The sequence below is a fragment of the Streptosporangium minutum genome, from assembly GCF_002149035.1.
Lineage (GTDB): Bacteria > Actinomycetota > Actinomycetes > Streptosporangiales > Streptosporangiaceae > Streptosporangium > Streptosporangium minutum.
Window position 1 is genome coordinate 1 of the sequence record NZ_NGFP01000046.1, and the last position, 22,481, is coordinate 22,481.

Sequence of the window (22,481 nt, forward strand, 5' to 3'; positions counted from 1 at the left end):
GCCCCGAGGGCACCGCCCCGCCCCTGTCCTACCAGCAGGAGCGGGTCTGGTTCATGGAGCAGTTCGCTCCGGGCACGAGCCAGTACAACATCCCGATCCCGATGCGCCTGACCGGCGAGGTCGACCTCGAACTGCTGGACCAGGCCCTGCAGACGCTCCCGGTCCGGCACGAGGCGCTGCGGATGCGCTTTCCCGCCGACTCCGACGGCCGGCCGACCGTCCAGGTCGAGCCCGCCGTCACGGTGCCGCTGCGCTTCGTGACGGCCGACGACGAGTCCGCGGCCCAGGCGCTGATTGACGAGGTGGCCACCGAGCCGTTCGACCTCGCCGAGGGGCCGCTGCTCCGCGCCCTGCTGATCAGGCTGGCCGACGACGATCACCGGCTGCTGGTCAGCACCCATCACATCGTCGGCGACGGGTGGTCGGTGGACCTGCTGCTGCGCGACCTCGCCGCGGCCTACCACGCCCTGCGGGCCGGCGCGCAGGCCACGCTCCCCGGCCTGCCGATCTCCTACGGCGACTTCGCGCACTGGCAGCGGCAGACCCAGACCGGTCCCGAGCTGGAGCGTCAGCTGACGTTCTGGAGCGAGCGGCTCGCCGGCGTGCCGGCCCTGGAGCTGCCCGCCGACCGGCCCCGGCCCGCCACCCAGGTCTTCGACGGCGACTGGCACATCGTCAACGTCGACGCCGAGCTCACCGACGCGGTCAACCGGCTCTGCAGGGAACGCAACGCGACGCTGTTCATGACGCTGCTCGCCGCCTACCAGGTGCTGCTGGCGCGGCACTCCGGCCAGGACGACTTCGCGGTCGGTTCCTCCTCGGCCGGCCGGTCGCTGGCGGAGCTGGAGAACGTCGTCGGCATGTTCGTCAACATGCTGCCGATGCGCGCGCGGCTCGGCGACGACCCCACCTTCGACGAACTGCTCGAACGCACCCGGGTCGGCGTGCTCGACGCCTTCGACCACGCGGAGGTCCCCTTCGAGCAGCTGGTCAACGCGCTCGGCGTGCCCCGCGACGTCAGCCGGTCACCGGTGTTCCAGGCGATGTTCGCGCTGCAGAACTACCAGATGGGCAGGATCGCGGACGCGGGAAGCTCGGACCTGCGCATCGCGTGGCTGCCGATGGACCTGCGGGCCACCCGCTTCGACATCGAGCTGCACGTCATCGAGATACCGGACGGGCTGATCGTCAAGTTCGTCTACAACACGGCGCTGTTCGACGAGGCGACCGTGGCGAGCATGGCGACCCGCTTCGTCACCCTGCTGCGGGCGATCGTCGCCGCCCCCGCCACCCGCGTGTCCGAGCTCCCGATGCTGGACGCCGCCGAGCAGACGCTGCTGGTGGACGTGTGGAACGACACCGCCGCCACGCTGGACGAGGGGGCGACGCTGCACGGCCTGATCGAGGATCAGGCCGCCCGTACCCCCGGCGCGGTCGCGGTGACATTCGAGGGCAGTCATCTCACCTACGCCGAGCTGAACGAGCGGGCCAACCGGGTGGCGCACCGGCTGGGCGAGCTGGGAGTGGGGCCGGAGACCCTGGTCGGCGTCTACGCCGAACGTTCGGCCGAGCTCGTGGTGGCGCTGCTGGGCGTGCTCAAGGCGGGAGCGGCCTACCTGCCGCTCGATCCGGAGTATCCGGCCGACCGGCTGGCTTTCATGATCAACGACGCCGGCGCGCCCGTGGTGCTGACCCAGGGGCACCTGCGGGCGACCGTCCCGGCCACCGACGCGACCATCCTGGACCTGGACGAGTCCGGCGAGTGGGCGGGACGGTCCACCGCCGATCCCCGGCCGCCGGTCACCTCCGGCAACGCCGCCTACGTCATCTACACCTCGGGGTCCACCGGCCGGCCCAAGGGCGTGCCCAACACCCACCGCGGCATCGTGAACCGGCTGCAGTGGATGCAGCGGACCTACCGGCTGGGCGACGACGACGTCGTGCTGCAGAAGACCCCCGCCGGCTTCGACGTGTCGGTGTGGGAGTTCTTCTGGCCGCTGCTCACCGGAGCGCGGCTGGTGCTCGCCAAGCCGGGCGGGCACAAGGACGCGGCGTACCTGCGTGACCTGCTGATCAGTGAGAACGTGACCACCGCCCACTTCGTCCCCTCGATGCTGGCGGTCTTCCTCGCCGACGACGAGAGGGCAGCGGGGGACTGCACGGGACTGCGCCGGGTGATCTGCAGCGGCGAGGAGCTCCCCGTGGCCACGGCGGCCACGTTCACGGCGGTGCTGCCGGGCTGCGAGCTGCACAACCTGTACGGTCCCACCGAGGCCGCCATCGACGTCACCTCCTGGCACTGCCCCCCCGAGGCCGTCGCCGGGGCGGTCACCCTGCCGATCGGCGCCCCGATCGCGAACATGCGGCTGTACGTGCTCGACAGGCACGGCAGCCCCACCCCGGTCGGCGTGCCCGGCGAGCTGCACATCGGCGGGGTCGGGGTGGCCAGGGGCTACCACCGCCGCCCGGCGCTCACCGCCGAGCGGTTCGTCCCCGACCCCTTCGGCGGCGACCTGGGCGCCCGGCTGTACCGCACCGGCGACCTGGCGCGCTGGCGCCGCGACGGGAACCTGGAGTTCCTCGGCCGCATCGACCACCAGGTGAAGCTGCGCGGCCTGCGCATCGAGCTCGGCGAGATCGAGACGGCGCTGCGGGACCGCGAGGACGTCACCGAGGCGGTGGTGGTGGTCCGCGAGGACACTCCGGGAGACAAGCGGCTGGTCGCCTACCTGACGACCCCCGCCGAGACGGACGTCGACGTCACCGAGCTGCGGCTCGCGCTGAAGCAGGGCCTGCCCGACTACATGGTGCCGACGGCGTTCGTCACCATGGACACGCTGCCGCTGTCCCCCAACGGCAAGCTGGACCGTGCGGCGCTGCCGGCCCCGCAGGCGACCCGGGACGCCACCGCCGAGCTGGTCGAGCCGGAGACCCCCACGGAACGGATGCTGGCCGAGATCTGGACCGAGGTCCTCGGCCTGGAGCAGATCGGCGTCCACGACGACTTCTTCGACTCCGGCGGCCACTCCCTGCTCGCCACCCAGGTGGTGGCCCGGATCCGCAAGGCGTCCGACGGCTCGGGGCGTCCGGTCGGTGTCATGGACCTGTTCCAGAACCGCACCATCCGCGAGCTGGCCGTCTTCATCGACGCCGGCGCCGGCGCGGCGACCGGGCCGCAGCCGCTGCTGTACGAGCTGACCCCGAAGACGGCCGGCAAGCGCACCCTGTCCTACGTCTGCGTCCCGTACGGCGGCGGCAGCGCGATCGTCTACCAGCCGCTCGCCGACGCCCTCCCCGCCGGGCACGCGCTGTACTCGGTGGCCATCCCCGGCCACGACGTGGGCCTGACCGAGGAGGGGCTCCCCTTCCACGAGCTGGTCGACCGGATCGTGGCGGAGGTCCGGGAACGGGTGGACGGCCCGCTGGTCCTCTACGGGCACTGCGGCGTCGGCAGCGCCATCGCGGTCGGCGTGGCCCGGAAGCTGACCGAGGCCGGCCGGGACGTGGACGCGATCTACATCGGCGCCATGTTCCCGTTCGCCCGGCTCAAGGGCGTCATCGGCGCGGTCCGCACCCGGCTGGAGAAGCTGCGCAGCAACCGCGAGTCCGCCAACTGGCTGAAGGGGATGGGCGTCGACACCGACGCGCTCGACCCGGAGCAGGCCGACCGGATCATCGGCAACATGCGGGCCGACTCCCGGGCGGCCGAGGAGTACTTCACCGAGCTGCTCGACCGGCGGCCGGAGCCGATGTCGGCTCCGATCATCTCGGTGGTCGGCTCGGAGGACCCGGTCACCGACTACCACACCGAGCGGTACCGGGAGTGGGAGTTCCTCACCGAGACCACCGGCCTGGTGGTGCTCGACCAGGCCGGGCACTTCTTCCTCAAGCACCGGGCGGAGGAGCTGGCCGAGATCGTCACGGGCATCCACCCGGCGATGGCCCGGCGCGAGACCGCCGAGTACGGCCCAGCCGGGCGGGGCCCCGACGCCGCGTGGGTGCTTCAGGACACGCACTACCCGGCCGAGCCCGGACAGGCCGCGGGACCGCCCGCGGTGGAGCCGAGCAACTCCAGGTTCCTCAGCGTCGCGATCGGGCAGCTCGTCTCGGCGACCGGGTCGGCGCTGACCGGCTTCGCCATCCCGGTGTGGCTGTTCGACCGGACGGGTTCGGTGACCGACCTCGGCCTGCTGTGGGCGCTGACGCTGGTCGCCGGGGTGGCGATGCTGCCCATCGCCGGACCGCTCATCGACCGGTTCGACCGGCGGCGCGTCATGATCACCGCGAGCGGCATCTCGGGCGCGGTCCAGCTCTGCATCGCGCTGCTGCTGTGGACCGGACGGCTGGACCTGTGGGTCATCTACCTGCTGCTGCCACTCAACTCGATGGCCGGCACCTACCAGCGGCTGGCCTTCCAGACCGCGGTGCCGCAGCTGGTGCCCAAGCGCTATCTGGGACACGCGGTGGGACTCACCCAGCTCACCAACGGGTTCGCGATGCTGTTCGCCCCCCTGCTGGGCGCCGGGCTGTACGTCGCGATCGGCCTGCCCGGCATCATCGCCATCGACATGGCGAGCTACCTGTTCGCCCTCGCGGTGCTGCTGGTGGTCCGCTTCCCCGACACGCTCGGCTTCCGCCGCAAGGAGCCGCTGGTCACCGCGATCGCGGAGGGGCTGCGGTTCTCCTGGAACCTGCGCGGGTTCCGGGCCATGGTCATCTACTTCGCCGTCGCCAACATCTTCCTGGGCCCGGCCCTGGTGCTGACCGTCCCGCTGACGCTCTCCTTCGGCACGGTCGACCAGGTCGCCCAGGTCGCGGTGGCCGAGGCCCTGGGCGCGGTGGCCGGCGGAGTGATCATGGCGCTCTGGGGCGGTCCCAGGAAGCGCCGGATGATCGGCGTGTTCCTGGGCAACCTGGGGATGGCCGCCGGATGCCTGGTGATGGGCCTGCAGCCGTCCCTGGTCGTGGTCACGACCGGCGTCTTCTGCATGGCGATGGCGATGACGGTCTCCCAGGGCATCTACGTGACGCTGATCCAGGTCAAGGTGCCGCAGCGCTTCCACGGCCGGGTGCTCGCGCTCAACCAGGCCATCTCGTGGTCCACCCTGCCGCTCGGCTTCGCCGTGCTGGCGCCCCTGGCCACTTCCCTGTTCAACCCCCTGCTGCAGCCGGACGGCGCGCTCGCCGGTTCGGTCGGCGCGGTCATCGGCACCGGGGACGGGCGCGGCGTGGGCTTCACCTACGTCGTCTTCGCGCTGATGATGGCCGCGATCACCATCGGCGCGTCCACCATCCGGTTGCTCCGGCGCTTCGACACCGAGGTGCCCGACTCGCTCCCCGACGACCTCATCGGCATGCAGGAACGGCAACGCCGCCTGAAAGGAACCACCGCATCATGACGGGTGTCATTCCCGAGGAACTGGCCCAGCTCGGGCCGGTGACCGGACAGCTCGACGGCAACGACCACACCACCATCGTGGTCTACGGTCTGGGGCCGGACATGACCGACCATCTCGACTGGGTGGCGGCCCACCGTGACAGCCTGCGGGCCGCGCTGGCCGAGCACGGCGCGGTCCTGCTCCGCGACCTGCCGGCCGACCTCGACCTGTTCGACCGGATCGTCCGGGTCGTCGGCGGTGACCCGCTGCGCTACACCGAACGCTCCACCCCGCGCACGTCCGTCACCGAGTCGATCTACACCTCCACCGAGTACCCGGCCGACCAGCCGCTGCCGATGCACAACGAGAACTCCTACTCGGACAGCTGGCCGGGTCACCTGTTCTTCTACTGCGACACCGCGGCGGCCACGGGCGGGGCCACCCCGATCGCCAACAGCCGCGCGGTGTTCCGCCTGATCCCCCAGGAGGTGCGGGACAGGTTCGCCGACGGCGTCGTGTACGCCAGGGCGTTCCGGGAGGGGCTCGGCCTGTCCTGGCAGGAGTCGTTCCAGACCGACGACCCCGCGGCGGTCGAGGAGTACTGCGCGCAGCACGGGCAGACGTTCGAGTGGACCGAGGACGGCCTGCGCACCAGGCACCACCGGCCCTCCCACCAGACCGAGCCGCTCACCGGGGAGCAGGTCTGGTTCAACCAGGCGAACCTGTTCCACGTCACCAGCCTGGACGAGGAGGTCCGCGAGGCCCTGCTGTCGCTGTACGACGAGGCCGACCTGCCCCGGAACGCGTATCTGGCCGACGGCGCCCCGATCGACCCGGCCGACCTCGCCGCGGTCAAGGCCGCCTACGACGAGGCCTCCTACGGGTTCCCCTGGCGCCGGGGCGACCTGATGATCATCAACAACATGCTGTGCGCCCACGGCCGGGAGCCGTTCACCGGCGCCCGCCGGATCCTGGTCGCCATGACGGCCTGATCACCGGGAGTCCCAGGCAGAGGGCCCGGTCGCCGGCGACGGCGGCCGGGCTCTCCCGTTCCGGTGTCAAAAGTCCTTCTGGTGTCAGAAGCCTAAAACGCTGGCCGCGCGGGGCCGGCAGGCCGGTTCGCCCGCCGGACAGCTCACCGCCCCGCCCGCCGGGCCGACGGATGCCCGGTCCGGGTGGGCACGCCGCCGGGAGGCGGTCAGCGGATGCCGACGTAGAACCGGGTCTGGTCGCTGCGGTGGAGGGCGTAGTAGGCCTCGAAGCGCGTGTTGTCGTCCAGCCACGCGACCGATTCGATGCCGAGCAGCGGTGTCGAGGTGGAGACTTCGAGCATCGACGCGTCCTCCCGGTCGGGGAAGACCGCCTCGATCCACCGATCGGCGGCGGCGGGTTCGAGCCCGTACCGCCGTCGCAGGACGTCGTACAGCGACTGGTTCTCCAGTACGGCGCGCTCCAGACCGGGCACCAGGCGGGCGGGCAGGGCGGTGTCGACGAGCAGCCACGGCTGCCCGTCGACGCGCCGGAGTCTCCGTATCCTGACGACCTGCTCCCCCAGGGGGATCTGCAGCAGGGCGGCCTCCCGCTCGTCCGCCTCGCCGAGGGCCTGGCGGACGGTGTGGGTCGTCACGCGACGGCCTGATTCCCGCAGGTCGTCGGCGGAGCCGGACATCGAGCCGATGAACCGCAGCTCGGTCTTGCGCGGCGAGACGAAGGCGCCGCGCCCCTTGACCTTGTAGATCAGACGCTGCTGCACGAGCTCGCGCAGGGCCTCCCTGACGACGGTGCGGGAGACGCTGAACATGTCGCTGAGCTCCGCCTCGGACGGCAGCGGCTGATCCGGGCCGAGCTCGCCGGAGTCGATCCTCGTTCGCAACGCCCGCATCAGCTGCATCCACAGCGGTTCGGCCCCATCCCGGTTGAGGCGCGGGTACGTCATCGTCACGGAAACCTCCTCGGCGGCAGCGTCCAGAAAAGCATGCCACGCCCGCAGACCTGTAATGACAGGTCTGCGGGCCCATCGTGATGATTATCCACCATCCGCCGGAAAGATCAGCCAGAAAAGTGACTCTTGACATGCCCGTAACCGCGATTTAGTTTGCTTGTCATTACAGGTCTGTAATGACTGCGCGGCCATGCTCCCTGTGAGCGATGCGTTCGCGGCCTCGATCCCCACCGCTCCGGCGGACCTGCTCTCTCTGGAGACCACGATGCGTACCCGTCCCACACCCCGGCCTTGGCGCACGGCCTCCGTGGCATCGCTGGCCGCCCTCGCGGTCCTGGCCGCGGGCTGCAGCTCCGCGGCCACCCCCGACGCCAAGCCGGACGGCGACAAGCCGTTCATCGCCCTGAGCAACGGCTTCATCGGCAACGGCTGGCGCCAGACGATGATCGCCAAGTTCGAGGCCGCGGCCAAGCAGGCCCGGACCGACGGCCTGATCAGCAAGTACAAGGTCGTCAACGCGCCGGGCGACAACTCGGCGACGGAGCAGGTCGCCCAGATCAAGAGCCTCCTGCTCCAGAAGCCCGACGCCCTGCTCATCGACCCGTCCTCGCCCACCGCGCTCAAGCCGGTCATCCAGCAGGCCTGTGCCGCCGGCGTCACCGTCGTGGTCTTCGACTCCGCGATCGAATCCGAGTGCGCGTACGTGCTGCAGAACAGCTTCGTCGACTGGGCCACGTACGCCGCCAAGCCGCTGCTGGACGGCATCGACGGCAAGGGCAACGTCATCGTCAGCCGGGGCGTCGTCGGCTCGCAGCCCGAGTCCGAGATGTTCGACACCACCAAGAAGATCCTCGGCGAGTACCCCGGCGTGAAGACCGCCGCGACGGTGAACGGGATGTGCGACGGCGCCACCGCGCAGAAGGCCGTGCTCGGCGTGCTTTCGAGCGTGTCGAAGGTCGACGGGGTCATCGGCTGCGGCGACGGCTACGGCGTCGCCCAGGCCTTCGCCACGGCGGGCAAGCCCGTTCCCGCGGTGACCTTCGAGACCAACGGCCGCGCGCTCAACTACTGGAAGGACAACAAGATCGACAACGGCTCGGTGGCCGTCATGTCCGACCCCGGCCAGTCGGTCGCCGCGCTGTGGGAGGCGCTCGACCTGCTGGAGAAGCGCGATGTGCCCAAGCACATGACCTTCCCGATCGTCCTCGTCGAGCAGAAGGACCGCGACGCGTGGGCCGGCGTTCTCAAGCCCGACGAGTACGCCGCCTGGCCCTGGACGCGTGAGCTGTTCCGCGAGCAGGTGAAGGCCGTCCAGACCGGCGGCAAGCCGGTGCAGCCGCCGATCCCGACAGCCGCCGGCTGAGCGGGGAAGGCACGGAGGAGGTCGCGTCATGCACGTCCACAACCTCCCCGCGGAGCCGTTCGCGGCTCCGCGGGGAGCGGACCGGGGATCGTCCGATCGACAGCCCGTCGTCGTCGCGAGACACGTGACCAAGACGTACGGGCGCACCCGGGCCCTCACCGGGGTGGACCTCGAGGTCCGCGCCGGGGAGGTGCTCGGCCTCGTCGGCCACAACGGCGCCGGCAAGAGCACCCTCATGCGCGTCCTCGCCGGGCTCGAAGCCTGTGACGAGGGCACGGTCACGGTGGGCGGGCGGGAGACCTCGGGTGAGGCCGGACCGCGGGCCGCGGAGTTCCGCGGGGTGCGGATGGCCTACCAGGAGACGTCGCTCTGCCCCGACCTCACGGTCGCAGAGAACATCTGGGTGTCCTCGCGCCACTGCCTGCCGCGGCTGAGGTGGCGGCGTGCGGCCGGCGACGCGGTACGGCGCCGGCTCGGCGAGATGTTCCCCGGCCACGGGGTGACGTCCGGCGACAGGATCGAGGATCTGTCGCTGGCCCAGCGCCAGATGGTCGAGATCGCCCGTGCCAGCCTGGTCGACCGGCTCGATCTGCTGATCCTCGACGAGCCCACCGAGTCCCTCGGTCCGGACGCGGCGCGCTCGCTGTACGACTACGTCCGCCGCCTGACCGCCGGCGGCGTCGCGGTCCTGCTCATCTCGCACCGCATCCGCGAGATCCTCTCGGTGGCCGATCGCGTCGCCGTACTGCGCGACGGGGCCGTCATCGCCGACCGGCCCGCGGCCGGGCTCGGCGAGCACGACGTGCTGGCCCTCATGGGGGCTCAGGTCGCCGACCGGGCCGGGAGCGGACCGGCCGCGGCCGCCGCTGGAGAGCCCGCGGACCGCCCGGTGATGGCGGAGCTGCGCGGGGCCACCGGCTCCGGACTGCACGACGTCTCCGTACGGGTCGGCGCGGGAGAGGTGGTGGGCCTGGCCGGCCTGGCGGGCCAGGGCCAGCAGGAGGTGCTCGAACGCCTGTGGCGACCCGCCCGGCGCGACACCAAGGTGCACGGCAGCCGGGCGTACGTGCCGGGCGACCGGCAGCGCTCCGGCGTCCTGCCGCTGTGGACGGTGGCGGAGAACCTCATCGTGACCGCGATGCGGGGCATCGCCCGCCACGGCCTGCGCCGCCCCGCCGAGGAGCGCGCGGCCGTGGGGAGCTGGGTCGAGCGTCTGTCGATCCGGGGCGGCCCGGACGCGGCGATGACCGAACTCAGCGGCGGCAACCAGCAGAAGGTCATCGTCGCCCGCGCGTTCGCCTCGGCGGCCGACCTCGTGCTGCTCGACGACCCCTTCCGAGGGGTCGACGTGCACACCAAGACCGACCTCTACCGGCTCATCCGCCACGAGGCGGCGCAGGGCCGGAGCGTCGTCTGGTACTCGAGCGAGAACGCCGAGATGGCTCACTGCGACCGGGTCTACGTCTTCCGCGCCGGGCGGGTGGTCGCCGAACTCGCCGGCGAGGAGATCTCCGAGGAGCAGATCATCGCCGTCTCGTTCGCCGAGTCCGACGGAGAGCCGGGCGGTCCGCCCGCCGAGTCCGGCGGAGAGCCGGGCGGTCCGTCCGCCGAGTCCCACGACACGCGGAACCGTCCGTCCGCCGAGCCCGACGGAGCGCGGAACCGGCCCGACGGAGCGCGGAACCGATCCGACGGAGCGCAGAGCCATGAGTGAACTCCTCGCGCCGGCCCTGCCGGCCCTGCCGACCCGGGCGCGGATGCGCAGGACGGCCCCGGCCGTGGTCAGCGCGGTCGCCATGATCATCATGATCGCCGTCTGCGCGTCGCTGCAGCCGGACGTCCTGACCGTGGCGGGCCTCTCGCTGGTCCTCTCGGCGACCGTACCCCTGGTCATCGCGGCCCAGGCCCAGATGACGCTGATGTCGGTCGGCGACATCGACCTCGGCATCGGCAACTTCGTCGGCCTGGTCACCGTGGTCTCGGCGACCACGCTGGTGTCGTCCCCGGCCACCGGCGCCCTGATCCTGCTCGCGCTCGTCGCGGCCTACGCCGTCCTCGGCGCCCTCATCCACCTCCGCCGGGTGCCGTCGCTCATCGCCACCCTCGGCGCGTCGTTCGTCTGGCTGGGCCTAGGCCTGTTCGCCCTGCCGACGCCCGGCGGAACGACCCCGGAGTGGCTGGCGTCCTTCGGCACCTGGCAGCCGGCCGGCTTCCCCGCGCCGTTGCTGCCGATCCTCGCCGTCGCCGCGGTGGTCTACCTCCTCACCTCGCGCAGCACCCTCGGAGTCCGGATGCGCGGCCTGGGCAGCAACCCGGTGGCGCTGGAGCGGGCCGGCCTGCGCCCGCTGGCATCCCGCGTCATCGCCTACGCCACCGCGGGCGCGCTGGGCGTGCTGTCCGGTCTCGTCCTGGCCTCCCAGACCGGTGGCGGGGACGTGTCGTCGGCCTCCAGCTACTCCCTCATGACGGTGGCGGCGGTGATCCTCGGCGGCGGCTCCTTCCACGGCGGCAGCGCCGTGCCCTGGGGCGTGGCCGTCGGCGGCGTGACCCTCGGCCTGGTCAGCGTGGTCCTGAGCCTGCTCGACGTGCCGACCAACATGCAGTCGGCCGTTCAAGGCGTGATCGTCCTGGCCGTGCTCGCCGGCCGCGTAGTGGTCGGAAAGGTACTGCGATGAACATCCGTGCACTCCTTTCGCGCCCGTGGATCTGGGGCTTCGCCGCCGCGGTGCTCGTCTGGCTGATCATCGTGATCATCTCCGGTCAGGGTGGCGGCCAGACGGTCTCCCTCGCCCTGTCCCTGGCCCCCTACCTGGTCGTCGTGGGGCTCGGGCAGATGCTCGTCATCACCGCCGGTCCCGGCAACATCGACGTCTCCGTGGCGCCGATCATCTCCCTCGCCGGGTTCGTCTCGGTCGCGGTGACCACGTCCACCGGCTCGGCGGTCGTGGGGGTCCTCGCGGGGATCGGCGTGGGCGTCGTCGTCGCGCTGATCAGCACCGTGTCGATCCTCGGCCTGTCCGTCCCGCCGATCATCGCCACTCTGGCCGCGGGGCTCATCGCCTCATCGGTCACGCTGTCGCTGGCCAACGGCTTCACCGCCGTGCCGGATGCGGGACTGCGGCAACTGCTCAACGTACGGCCGGCCGGGGTACCGCTCCTCGCCGTGGCCGTCGCGGGCGTGACCGCGCTGGTCATCGCGCTGCTGCGCCGTACGATCTACGGGCGGTCGCTGATCGCGGTCGGGCAGAACCGCCGGGCCGCCGAGCGCGCCGGCATCCCCGTGGCGCGGATCATCGCGACGACCTACCTGGCGAGCGGCGCGCTGGCCGGCCTGACCGGCTCCCTGCTGGCCGCCTACATCGCGCCCTCCGCGGACCTCGGGACCCGCTACCTGCTCGACTCCGTGGCCGTCGTCGTCATCGGCGGGACGCTCATCTCAGGCGGACGGGCCGTGCCCGTCGGAGTCTGGGGAGCCGCGCTCTTCTTCATCCTGCTCGACGGCCTGGTCAATCTCGTGGGCTGGAGCACGGCGGCACAGAACCTCCTCAAGGGCGGTCTCGTGCTCCTGGTCCTCTTTCTCGCCGGTGGGGGCGACCGCGTCGCCGGCACGCCCTCCCGCTTCAGAAGACGGCCGCGACCAGCGGCCGCAACCACCACAACAACAGGAGACAACACCCATGGCTGACACCGACGGTCTGCTCGAGGCCCGTAACTTCGAGGCGACCGCCCCCGTGGCCGGCGGCTTCCACGTCAAGGGCGCCCACGCCCAGGACTGGGGCCTGCAGAACCGCCTCTCGCGCATCTTCAGGAGGGACACCGGCCGGACGGTCATGCTGGCGTTCGACCACGGGTACTTCCTCGGGCCCATGGCGGGGCTGGAGCGCATCGACGCCAACATCGCCCCGCTGGTGCCCGACGCCGACGCCATCATGATGACCCGGGGCGCGCTGCGCACGAGCATCCCCTCGCACAGCGACGCCGGGATCGTCCTGCGCGCCAGCGGCGGCCCGAGCATCCTGCGCGACCTGTCGGACGAGCACATCGCCCTGGACATCGAGGACGCGGTACGGCTCAACGCCGCGGCCGTGGCCATCCAGGTGTTCGTCGGCGGGGAGCACGAGTCGCGGTCGGTCGCCAACCTGGCCACGCTCGTGGACGCCGGCCAGCGGCACGGCGTCGCCGTACTCGGCGTCACGGCCGTCGGCAAGGACATGGTCCGCGACGCCCGGTACTTCCGGCTGGCCACCCGGATCGCCGCGGAGATGGGCGCGCACATCGTCAAGACGTACTACGTCGACCAGGGCTTCGAGACCGTCACCGCGAGCTGCCCGGTGCCGATCATCGTCGCGGGCGGTAAGAAGCTGCCCGAGCTCGACGCCCTGACGATGGCCTACCGTTCGATCCAGGAAGGCGCCGCCGGCGTCGACATGGGTCGCAACATCTTCCAGAGCGAGCACCCCGCCGCCATGCTCGCGGCGGTCCGCGCGGTCGTGCACGACGACGTGAAGCCCGAGGAAGCCTACGAGCTCTTCAGGGAGCGGTCGGCCGGCAACGCAACATCCTGACCCCTCCGAGGGGGCGGGTCCCGGCGCGAGATCGCCGGGACCCGCCCCCGTCATCCCCGGGAGCACCCATGTCGCATCACCGAACCGGACCTGACGACGACGTCGACCTCGCCGTCATCGGAGCCGGTATCAACGGGCTCGCCGTAGCCCGGGACGCCGCCGCCCGTGGCCTGCGCGTCGTCGTCGTCGACCGCGCCGACGTGGGCTCGGGCACGTCGAGTACGTCGAGCCGGCTGATCCACGGCGGCCTCAAATACCTCGAACGCTACGACTTCAAGCTCGTCAGGGAGTCCATCCGCGAGCGGCACCTCCTCTTCCGCAACGCCCCGCACCTCGTTCACGACTATCCGATGCTCATCCCCTTCTACGTGGGCAACAGCAGGCCCGGCCTGCTGATCCGCCTGGGGCTGGTCGCGTTCGACGTCATGGCGGTGGGCCGGGCGCACGGGCGGAGCCGCAGCGTCTCCGCCCGCTCGCTGGCCCGGCGGTGGCCCGCCCTGTCGAAGAGCGGGCTCCGCGGGGCCGCGCTCTTCCTCGACGCGCAGGTGCCCTGGGCCGAGCGGCTCTGCGTCGAACTCCTCCTCGACGCCCAGCGGTTCGGCGCGCGGGTGCTGACCCACACGACGGTCACGGATCTGATCACCGAGGGTGGCCGCGTCGCCGGCGTGCGGGCCCTGGACAACCGGTCCGGCGAGCGGACGGAGATCCGTGCCGCCGTCACCGTGAACGCGGCCGGCCCGTGGATCGACGACATCCTCGACGGGCAGGTGGCCAGCCGGCGTCTCAACGGCGGTACGAAGGGCAGCCACGTCATCGTCGACCCGTTCCCGGGCGCGCCCAGCACCTGCATCTTCTTCGAGGCCGCCGCCGACCAGCGGCCGATCTTCGTCTTCCCCTGGGAGGGCCGCTATGTGCTGGGAAGCACCGACCTGACCTACGAGGGCGATCTCGACGAGGTCGTCGCCGGCGACGCCGAGATCGACTACCTGCTCGCCGAGACCAACCGGATCTTCCCGAGCGCCGGCCTCACACCCGCCGACGTCCTGTACAGCGTGGCCGGCATCCGGCCCCTCCCCTACACCGCCGGAGTCTCGGACAACGCCAAGATCAGTCGCGGCCACACGGTTCACAGCCATGCTCCGGCCCACCCGGGGCTGCTCACGGTCATCGGCGGCAAGCTGACGACCCACCGCGCCCTCGCCGAGGACGTCACCGACGAGGTGCTGCGGGTGCTCGGACGCGCGCCCCGGCGATGCCTCACCCGCGAGCGGCCGCTGCCGGGCGCCGACACCACCGACTGGCGGGCCTTCGCCGAGGACTTCATGCGCTCGTCGCCGCTCACCCGGGCGCAGTCGCGCCGGCTGCTCGACATCTACGGCGTGCGGGCACGCAGAATTCTCGAGATCGCCGCCACGGACGCCGCGCTCGCCGAGGTCGTCCACGAGGAGTCGGGCGCGCTCGCCGCCGAGGTGATCATGGCGGTGCGCGACGAGGGTGCCGTGACGTTGGGCGACATACTTCTGCGACGTACGCTTATCGGACTCGGCCCTGACATGGGCCTCGGCGCGGCGGCCGCCTGCGCCGACATCGCCGTTCGTCACCTCGGCTGGGACGACGAGCGGGCCCGCACCGAACTGGCCGACTACCGAGCCGAGCTGCGGCGCTACCGGCCACGGGCGCTGACCGCTTCGGCGTCACAACGGAGCAGCGACAGGAGGATCCCGTGACATCCCCGGCCACGTGCTACATCGGTGTCGACATCGGCCTCACGGCCTCGAAGGCCGCGGCCTTCGACGTCGAGGGGCGGGAACTCGGCGTCGTCCACGCCCGTACGCCCCGCACCAGCGTGACCGCGCACCGTCACGACGTCGACATGCTCGGGCTGGCCGACACGGTCATGTCGCTGCTGGGCGAGCTCGCGGGCAAGCTGGCCGCCGACGGATACGCTCCGGCCGGCATCGGCGTGGCGGCCCACGGCAACGGCCTCTATCCGGTCGACGCCTCCCTGCGGCCGGTCGGGCCCGCCATCGCGTCGTCGGACAGCCGGGCCCAGCGGATCGTGGACGCGATCCCGCCGGAGGCGGCCCGGCGGCTGGCCCGGGAGACCGGCTCCATCCCCTGGGCTGCCCAGCCCGGCGTGCTCCTGCGCTGGCTGCACGACTTCGAGCCGGAGGCCTACGAGGCCACCCGGTGGGCCCTGTCCTGCAAGGACTGGGTCACCTCGCAGCTCACCGGTGTCGCGAGCGCCGACTACAGCGACGCCAGCGCCTTCGGCATGGTGGCTCTCGACACCCGTGCGTACAGCGCGACGGCGCTGGAGCTGGTGGGGCTGCCGGCCACCGACCTCGACCGGTTCCCCCCGCTGCGGCAGTCCAGCGACGTGGTCGCCGGGCTGAGCGCCCGGGCCGCGGCGCGCACCGGACTCCCCGAAGGGCTCCCGGTGATCGCGGGCTGCATGGACTGCGTGGCGGCGACGCTGGGCGCCGGGGGACGCGACCTGGGGGATGTGACGATCATCGTCGGGACGTGGGCCATCAACGGTGTCGTGGTGCCCGCCCGCACCCCGGCGCCGGAGGTCACGATGAGCGCGTTGATGCCCGACCCCACCACGATGCTGGCCATGGAGGTCGCGCCGACCTCGGCCGCCAACCTCGAATGGCTGGCGTCCGCGTCGGTGCCGCACGGCCAGGTCGGCGGCGTCCCCGCGGTGGATCTCCTGAAGGAGGCGGCCACGGTGCCGCCGGGAGCGGACGGCCTGCTGTTCCTGCCCTTCGTCAACGGCGCCCCCGAACACCCCGCGGCCTCGGGAACCTTCCTCGGCATCTCCGGCATGCATCGCCGCGGGCATCTCACCCGCGCGGTCATCGAGGGGGTCGCGCAGTACCACCGGGTCCAGCTCGACCGGGTCCTGGCCAGCGGAGCCGACATCGGCGACCGTCCCTGGCGCCTGGCCGGCGGAGGCGCCCGGTCCGAGGTCTGGGCGCAGATCTTCGCCGACGCGCTGGGGCGGCCGGTCCGCCGCCAGCTCACCAGCGAGCTGGGAGCCCGCGGAGTCGCCTCGCTGCTGCCCGGCGCTCTCGGCCACGACGTCCAGCCCTGGTCGGTGAACGACGGAGACGACCTGTGCGTGCGCCCCGGCCCCGGCCGCGCCGCCTACCTCCGGCACTCCGAGGTCTTCGACCGATGCCTGGCCGGCATGTCGTCCGCGTGGTCGGAGGTCGAGCGGTACCGCACCAGCGGCCCCGACGGGACCGGGTGACACGGACGGGGCGGGTGTGTTCCCGTGCGGCGCTCAGCCGAGCCAGCGGCCGTCGCGCATGAGATCGCGTCCCCGCAACTCGTTCGCCTCCCGCCAGGCCTGGACGCGTCGCGGCCGGATCAGGAAGTACTGGTAGGGCTCGTCGAGCTCGCGCGGGTCGAAACCGGTCTTGGCCGCGAACGCGTCGCCCGTCTCCGGGGCGAGGTCGGCGAGGTCCACCGGCTCGGCGGTGCCGTCCACGACGACGACGTCGCGCGTCGGCCCGAGGCCGAGTCTCACCCGGCCGTCCGCCAGCAGGTTGCGGCCGGTGACCGAGGCACGCGGCGTCGAGATGAGGAACGCGGTCCCGTCCCAGAGGTACGAGAGCGGGATGAGGTGGACGTCGCCCGAGGAGCCCGGCGTCGCGACCCAGAGATCGACGTCGCTCTCCAGTTTCGCGCGGGTGTCCCGCAGCCTCTCCTCAAGCTCACGCGGCGGCGCGTCCGTCATCGTCTCCTCCAGTCACATCGTGGAGAGCCCTCCCTCCGGGGAGGGGCTCCGTCGGTCATCGGCCGGTTCACGGGGACTGCCGGCTGCGCGGACGCCACGGACTCCAGCGCCCTGACGGCCTCGCGCACACCGCCCGTCTCGTGGGCCCGGTGGACACGAAGCGTACGCATCCGTTCGGCGGCGGCGATACCCGGCCCCCCATGGCCGGCGAGGCGCGGCGGCCGTCTCGTGATCGGCGGCCGGGCCGGGCAGGCGGCGGGGACAGATCAGGGCGTGGGCGCCGGCGCTTCTCGATTCCTGACCGGTCCGGTCGCCTGTTCCGTCACGCACGACGGCGTCCCCGCCGCAGCGCCCGCCGCCCGGCACCGGTAGGCGCTGGCCGGCATGCCGACCGGCCGGAATCCCGATCACTCGGCCATCGACGCCTGCCGGTCCCCAAGGCCATGATTGCCGCTTGCCGACCTCGCGCTGTGGTTTCCCGCAGGAGGAACGGGCGGCGCACCCCATTCAGCCGCGGGTCGGCTCTCCGTAGCGTTGAGCCCATGATGCAGACGATGATGAACGTACTGGTAGCGGTAACCGTCGCGGCGGGTGGCCAGGGCGCCGGGGTACGACCCGAGTTGGAGAGGATCGTGGAGGGCAACGGGGCGACAGCCGCTCTGGCGCGGGTCTCCGACGGCAACCGGACCTGGTCCGACGCCGTGGGAGTGCGCGACGTCAGGCGCGGCGGGCAGCCCTCGCCCAACGGGTACTTCCGGATCGGCAGTGTCACCAAGACATTCGTCGCGACCGTGGTGCTCCAACTCGTGGACGAGGGCAAGGTGCGGCTCGACGCGCCCATCGATCAGTACTTGCCGGGCCTGGTGCCGGACGGGGAACACATCACGGTCCGCCACCTGCTCAACCACACCAGCCATCTGTACGACTACATGAGCGAACCGGGGTACTCGACCAACCGGTGGCGCGGCGACGCGCGGTTCCGTTCCTTCCAGCCGCGGGAGCTGCTGGAGGTGGCCTTCGCCAAGAAGCTGCCCGACGACGGCCTGTGGCACTACTCCAACACCAACTACGTGGTGCTCGGGTTGCTGGTGGAGAAGCTGACGGGCCGGGCCTACGGTGAGGAGGTCGCGCGCCGCGTCCTGCGCCCGCTGGGATTGCGCCACACGGTGGTGCCGGGCGATCGGGCGGGGGTGCCGTCGCCGCACGCCAAGGGGTACGAGCCGATGCCCGGCCTCGTGGACGCCACGCGGATGAACCCCTCGCTCGACTGGGCGGCGGGCGAGATGATCTCGACCACGGCGGATCTGGAGCGGTTCATGTCCGCCCTGCTGAGCGGCAAGCTGACCAGCGCCGCGTCGCTGCGGGCCATGCGCACGACCGTCAAGACGGGGGCCGGATTCGGCTACGGGCTGGGCCTGCAGGCGTACACCCTGCCGTGCGGAACGGTGTGGGGCCACAGCGGCGAGCTGATCGGCTACCAGACCTTCGCGTTCCGCGCCGACTCGGGCAAGGCCCTCACCATGTCGATCAACCCCTCGACCCGCAACCCGTCCACGCAAGAGGTCATGGGCATCGCTGTCAAGGTGTTCTGCGGGGCCGCAGGCTGAACGCCCCACCACGACCAGGCACATGCCGTACGGGAGGCGCCCCCGTCCCGGCGATGACGACGCGGCCGAGGGCGGACGGTGCGCTGTCGTTCTCCCCGGCGAGGGCAGCCGCATTCCGCGGCGGCCGGCTCCCCTTACCGCCCCCGAAGACGCCGGGCGGTCCGTCACCCGCTGGGCGGATGGTCGAGCCGGGCGCGGTCGAACCGCTCGATGAGGCTGGGCTTGCGCAGATGGTCCTGGCGCAGGAGCGTGAAGCGCCGCGTGAAGTCACCGAGACTGCCGGCGCGCTCGGCCACGGCCCGCAGATCCTTCAGGAGCTCGACGGCCGCGTCGTACTCACTCGCCTTCCTGGCGCCGATCATCGCGTCGACCCGCAGCCAGGCCCCGTCCTCGTCCTGTGCCAGCACTGCCAGCCGCTTCTCCCGGACCAGTGCCCGCTCCTGCTCGCGGCGAGCCTCTTCCTCGGCGCGCCTGGCCGCGTCACGGCGCTCGCGTCCCTGACGACGCTCCGCCGCGGCGTCCAGCAGCTCGGCCACGCTACGCCGGGGAAGATCGATATCGTCACTCCCTGGTCCGCCGCGGAACCGACGCAGCAGCTCCATCCGGACCTGAGCCTCCTGACCCTGGACGACCCGTAGCAGCAGGCCGTCCTTCTCGGTCTCGGTCAGTTCGGCGATGCCCCTGGCCAGCCTGCGCGGATCGTCCCGCACGACGGCCGGCGCCGGGCTCGCCTCGGCCGCGACGGCGAGCAGATCGGCGTCGAGGCGGAGGAAGTCGGCCAGGGCCCGCTGGGACGCGCTCAGCGACCCCAGCCCCGCCGGCACCGGGGGCTCAAGCCCGTCCTCGTCGGCGTCGTCGAAGGCGTCCTCGTCGCGCTCCCACTCGCCGAAGGCCGACAGCCAGGCGAGGTAGAGAGGCCGCAGATCACCGGCGCCGAGTTCGGCCCGGACCCCGACGATGGCCGACAGCGAGTCCTCCGCGTACTCATCCCATTCGCCCGACTCGTCTTCGCTGGTCAGGTCGAGGATGAGATGCTCGCCCGAGACCCCTGCCGATACCTGCTCCCCGACGCAGTACCGCTCGGCGACGTCCAGGTCGAGGAGGAGACGCGGCAGCCGGAGCATCACCCGGTGCGTGCCCCAGTTGGCCAGATACAGATGGGCGTCGTAGTAGCGCTCCATCATCCGGCGCGGATCACCGCGGAAGTCGCCCCAGTGGTATTCGTTGGTGAAGCTGGTGGCGGTGATCCGGGCCCGGGTGGACAGCGCACGGACCTCGGCCTGCTGACGGGCGTCCAGGGGACGGTCCACCGCCAGGAACTCGTAGTACTGATATTCGCTCATCGTCAGCCTCCCCAGTGCCGGTAGGCCTCGATCCACTCCGAGCCTTCGGGGGCGGGGCCGTCAATCGTGGAAAGCGTCCGGCGATCCGTCGGCGTCGGAGCGGAAAAAACAAAACCTGTACCGCGACCCTACTGGCAGACTCGGCCTTCGTGAGGATCACGCTGGTCCAAACGACCTGGTCGCGGCAGCACGAGTACGGGGGTGCAGATGCGGACACATTTCGATCCGGAGGAGACCGAGGAGTTCGAGTCGGCGAAGGATCTGCTGGTTCGCCGCTGCCTCACCTGGGCGGGTGAGCACGGCATGCGGGCCGACGGGGCGATGCTGGCGGCGGCCCTGGACGCGCGGCACCACAGCCGCGACGGTCGGTTGGCGTACTGGGACGCGCGGCAGGTACGGCGTTTCCTCCTGGAATGGATTCCCCGGCACCTCGTGGCCGAGCGGGAGGTCCTCGCCACCGCGCCGGAAAGCGTGCTGACACTCCTGCGCTACCTCGCCGCGTCCGGCCTGCGCGACCCTCGGGGCGCCTCCCCGGCGGAGCTGGAGGCGGCCGTGGCAGAGGCCGAGGGGGAGTATCCGGCGGCGCTGGCCGACCCGGCCCGGCAGGGCATCGGGAAGTTCTGGACCCAGACCGCCCTCGACAACGGCGTCGTCCTCGACGACGAAAAGGCGGTGGCCAGGTTCCAGCGCGACGTCGACGCGGGCCGGATACGGTTCGACGCCGACGTGCTCGACAAGCTCCTCGCAGCCGAGTTCGCCGGCGCCGACCCCGACGACGAGCGGGCCTTCCCCCAGCGTCCCGTCACCATCCCTCCCGCCGCCGAACTCGCCGCCGAGGCCGCCCGGAGCGAGGTCGTACGGCAGCTGACCGCCCTGACCGGCTGGCTGGGGACGGACGGACAGCCTCTCACCAAGACCGGAAATCTGCGGCTGGCCGACGCCCGCGAGCTGGCGGCGCTGCTGGGTTCCGGGGAGCAGGATCTGCGGGTGCGCAGTTCCGCCGAGATGCCCCAGGTGAGCCTCCTGCTGGCGTGGGCGAAGAAGACGGGCCTGGTGCGGGTGCGCAAGGGACGCCTGGTCCCGGTGGCCAAGGCCGCCCCCGTCCTGCGCGACCCGGAGGCGCTGTGGCGGCGCGCGTTCGAGGCGGTCTTCGAGCTGGGCGCCGCGATCTGCACGCCCGCTTCCGGGTGGTACCCCTCCTCGATGCTCGTCACGGCGTTCGACGTGCTGCTGCCCGACGTGCTGAACACGATGTACAGCCTCCCGATCCCGATCCCGGTGGCCCGGCTGCAGGAGACGGTGTGGCTGGCCTGCCAGGAGTACTTCGTGCTCGACCCCGAGGAGGACGGCTTCCGCCGGGACCTCTGGCGCAGTCAGGTCGAGCGGGAGCTGCTGGCGGTGTTCGAGGCCCTTTCCGGCCTCGGTGCCGTCGAGCTGAGCCACGGCGTGCCCGACGAGCTGTACTCCAGTGACCTGCGTCCCGGCACTTTCGACGAGTTCGAGCTCACCGAGGAGGACCTGCCGTTGCCGCCCGAGGCGTGTGCCCGGCTCCTGGCGCGCCTGGCGGAGCCGGGCCCGCTGGTACGGCTGACGCCCCTGGGCACGCGCGCCGTACGGGAGCGGATGCTCGCCGACGGGCGGGACGCCCCGCTGCTCGGAGAACTGGCGGACGCCACGGCGGGCGAACTGCTGGGCGTGCTCGCCCAGCACTACCCCCCGGAGACGGCTGCGGTCGAGCTCGAAGGCTGGCTGGCGGCGCACGGAGGTGACGTCGAGCCGCTTCTGGACGCCATACGCGCCTGCCCCTTCCGTACCCGCGCCTCCGCGATGCTCTCCACCCTGGTGAGGACACTCCCCAGCGGACTCCCCGGCGGCTGGTCGACGCAGACGGGACTCCGGCGTGATCCGGTGCTGGGACCCCTCGTCCTGACCGCCCTCCTGGAGGCGGGAGAGCTGCGCCCCGAGGACCTCACCGCCGACGAGCACTCCCTGCTGCTGGCCGAGGGACTGATCCTCCTGTTTGAGCTGGGCGGTCCCGAGGCCGTCATGGAGCAGCTCGGCGAGTCGGCGGGCAGGGGCGCGCCCGAGCTCGTCGCGGAGGCGCTCGATTCGGGGCATCCCGCGCGAGTGGCCCTGGAAGAGCTGCGCACGCTGGTGTACGAGCCGATGCTGGCCCGGAACAGCCGGCTGCGCCTCATACCGAAACCGGCGCCCGGCTCACGGGGCCGCCCCAGCGGCCACGGCAGGAAGCGCAGGCACTGAAGGCTTCCCGTCGTAGTCCCGGTTGTCACCGAGCAGCCGCCGGGTGATGTTCGTCGGTGAACCCGGTGGCGGTGATCCGCCCCGGATGCGCGGCACACAGTACGGAGCCGCCGTCTCCGATAACGGCGAGCTACGGGGTGATGACGTCTGCGACAATCACGACAACGCCTCTCACCCAGCGTCCAGGCCGCCCGAGTGGCCTCCCGGCTGTCCAACGAGTCTGTGGCCGAGATGTTCGGCATGAGCCTCGCCGGCTCCCCGGCACCCGCCGGG

General features: G+C 71.8%; 14 protein-coding genes. 11 read left to right on the forward strand and 3 right to left on the reverse strand.

What is annotated here, in order from left to right; translation table 11 throughout:
• Positions 1-5,399 (forward strand): non-ribosomal peptide synthetase/MFS transporter (locus tag CA984_RS12745; RefSeq protein ID WP_086571558.1); only part of this gene is annotated, 5,399 nt, incomplete at its 5' end.
• Positions 5,396-6,370 (forward strand): TauD/TfdA family dioxygenase, encoded by a 975-nt coding sequence (locus CA984_RS12750; RefSeq protein WP_086571560.1) that lies wholly within the window; start codon positions 5,396-5,398, stop codon positions 6,368-6,370. The genes CA984_RS12745 and CA984_RS12750, both read left to right, overlap by 4 nt.
• A 206-nt stretch (positions 6,371-6,576) precedes the next feature.
• Here the strand turns inward: CA984_RS12750 and CA984_RS12755 are convergent, their stop codons facing one another.
• Positions 6,577-7,314: a GntR family transcriptional regulator gene (locus CA984_RS12755; protein ID WP_086571613.1), complete on the reverse strand. Its 738-nt coding sequence runs from the start codon at positions 7,312-7,314 to the stop codon at positions 6,577-6,579.
• 205 nt (positions 7,315-7,519) lie between these two features.
• Between CA984_RS12755 and CA984_RS12760 the strand changes: the two genes are divergently transcribed.
• From CA984_RS12760 to CA984_RS12790, 7 genes are all read left to right on the forward strand, one after another.
• Positions 7,520-8,683: an ABC transporter substrate-binding protein gene (locus CA984_RS12760; RefSeq protein ID WP_242675913.1), complete on the forward strand. Its 1,164-nt coding sequence runs from the start codon at positions 7,520-7,522 to the stop codon at positions 8,681-8,683.
• Positions 8,684-8,711: 28 nt separating this feature from the next.
• Positions 8,712-10,397 carry a sugar ABC transporter ATP-binding protein gene (locus CA984_RS12765; protein ID WP_086571562.1) on the forward strand — a complete coding sequence of 562 codons (1,686 nt, stop codon included), beginning with the start codon at positions 8,712-8,714 and terminating at the stop codon, positions 10,395-10,397.
• Positions 10,390-11,358 carry an ABC transporter permease gene (locus tag CA984_RS12770; RefSeq protein WP_086571564.1) on the forward strand — a complete coding sequence of 323 codons (969 nt, stop codon included), beginning with the start codon at positions 10,390-10,392 and terminating at the stop codon, positions 11,356-11,358. The genes CA984_RS12765 and CA984_RS12770 overlap by 8 nt, the downstream gene beginning before the upstream one ends.
• The gene (locus CA984_RS12775; RefSeq protein ID WP_086571566.1) at positions 11,355-12,368 is read left to right on the forward strand and encodes an ABC transporter permease; all 1,014 of its coding nucleotides are present in this window, start codon (positions 11,355-11,357) and stop codon (positions 12,366-12,368) included. The genes CA984_RS12770 and CA984_RS12775 overlap by 4 nt, the downstream gene beginning before the upstream one ends.
• Positions 12,361-13,248 (forward strand): 3-hydroxy-5-phosphonooxypentane-2,4-dione thiolase, encoded by an 888-nt coding sequence (gene lsrF, locus CA984_RS12780; RefSeq protein WP_086571568.1) that lies wholly within the window; start codon positions 12,361-12,363, stop codon positions 13,246-13,248. The genes CA984_RS12775 and lsrF overlap by 8 nt, the downstream gene beginning before the upstream one ends.
• A gap of 68 nt (positions 13,249-13,316) precedes the next feature.
• A complete protein-coding gene (locus tag CA984_RS12785) occupies positions 13,317-14,975 on the forward strand; it encodes a glycerol-3-phosphate dehydrogenase/oxidase (protein WP_086571570.1) in 1,659 nt (552 codons plus the stop codon).
• Positions 14,972-16,507, forward strand: coding sequence for an FGGY-family carbohydrate kinase (locus CA984_RS12790; RefSeq protein ID WP_086571572.1), 1,536 nt, complete (start codon positions 14,972-14,974; stop codon positions 16,505-16,507). The genes CA984_RS12785 and CA984_RS12790 overlap by 4 nt, the downstream gene beginning before the upstream one ends.
• A gap of 33 nt (positions 16,508-16,540) precedes the next feature.
• Here CA984_RS12790 and CA984_RS12795 read toward each other — a convergent pair whose 3' ends face one another.
• Entirely contained in the window at positions 16,541-16,996 is a 456-nt protein-coding gene (locus CA984_RS12795; RefSeq protein ID WP_086571574.1) for a pyridoxamine 5'-phosphate oxidase family protein, read from the reverse strand.
• A 542-nt stretch (positions 16,997-17,538) separates the two neighbouring features.
• Between CA984_RS12795 and CA984_RS12805 the strand changes: the two genes are divergently transcribed.
• Positions 17,539-18,603, forward strand: coding sequence for a serine hydrolase domain-containing protein (locus CA984_RS12805; protein WP_165781221.1), 1,065 nt, complete (start codon positions 17,539-17,541; stop codon positions 18,601-18,603).
• Between the two features lie 164 nt (positions 18,604-18,767).
• Here the strand turns inward: CA984_RS12805 and CA984_RS12810 are convergent, their stop codons facing one another.
• Positions 18,768-19,946 (reverse strand): hypothetical protein, encoded by a 1,179-nt coding sequence (locus tag CA984_RS12810; RefSeq protein WP_086571576.1) that lies wholly within the window; start codon positions 19,944-19,946, stop codon positions 18,768-18,770.
• Positions 19,947-20,153: 207 nt separating this feature from the next.
• Here CA984_RS12810 and CA984_RS12815 point away from each other — a divergent pair, with 207 nt between their 5' ends.
• A complete protein-coding gene (locus CA984_RS12815; protein WP_086571621.1) occupies positions 20,154-22,208 on the forward strand; it encodes a hypothetical protein in 2,055 nt (684 codons plus the stop codon).
• Positions 22,209-22,481: the final 273 nt, after the last annotated feature.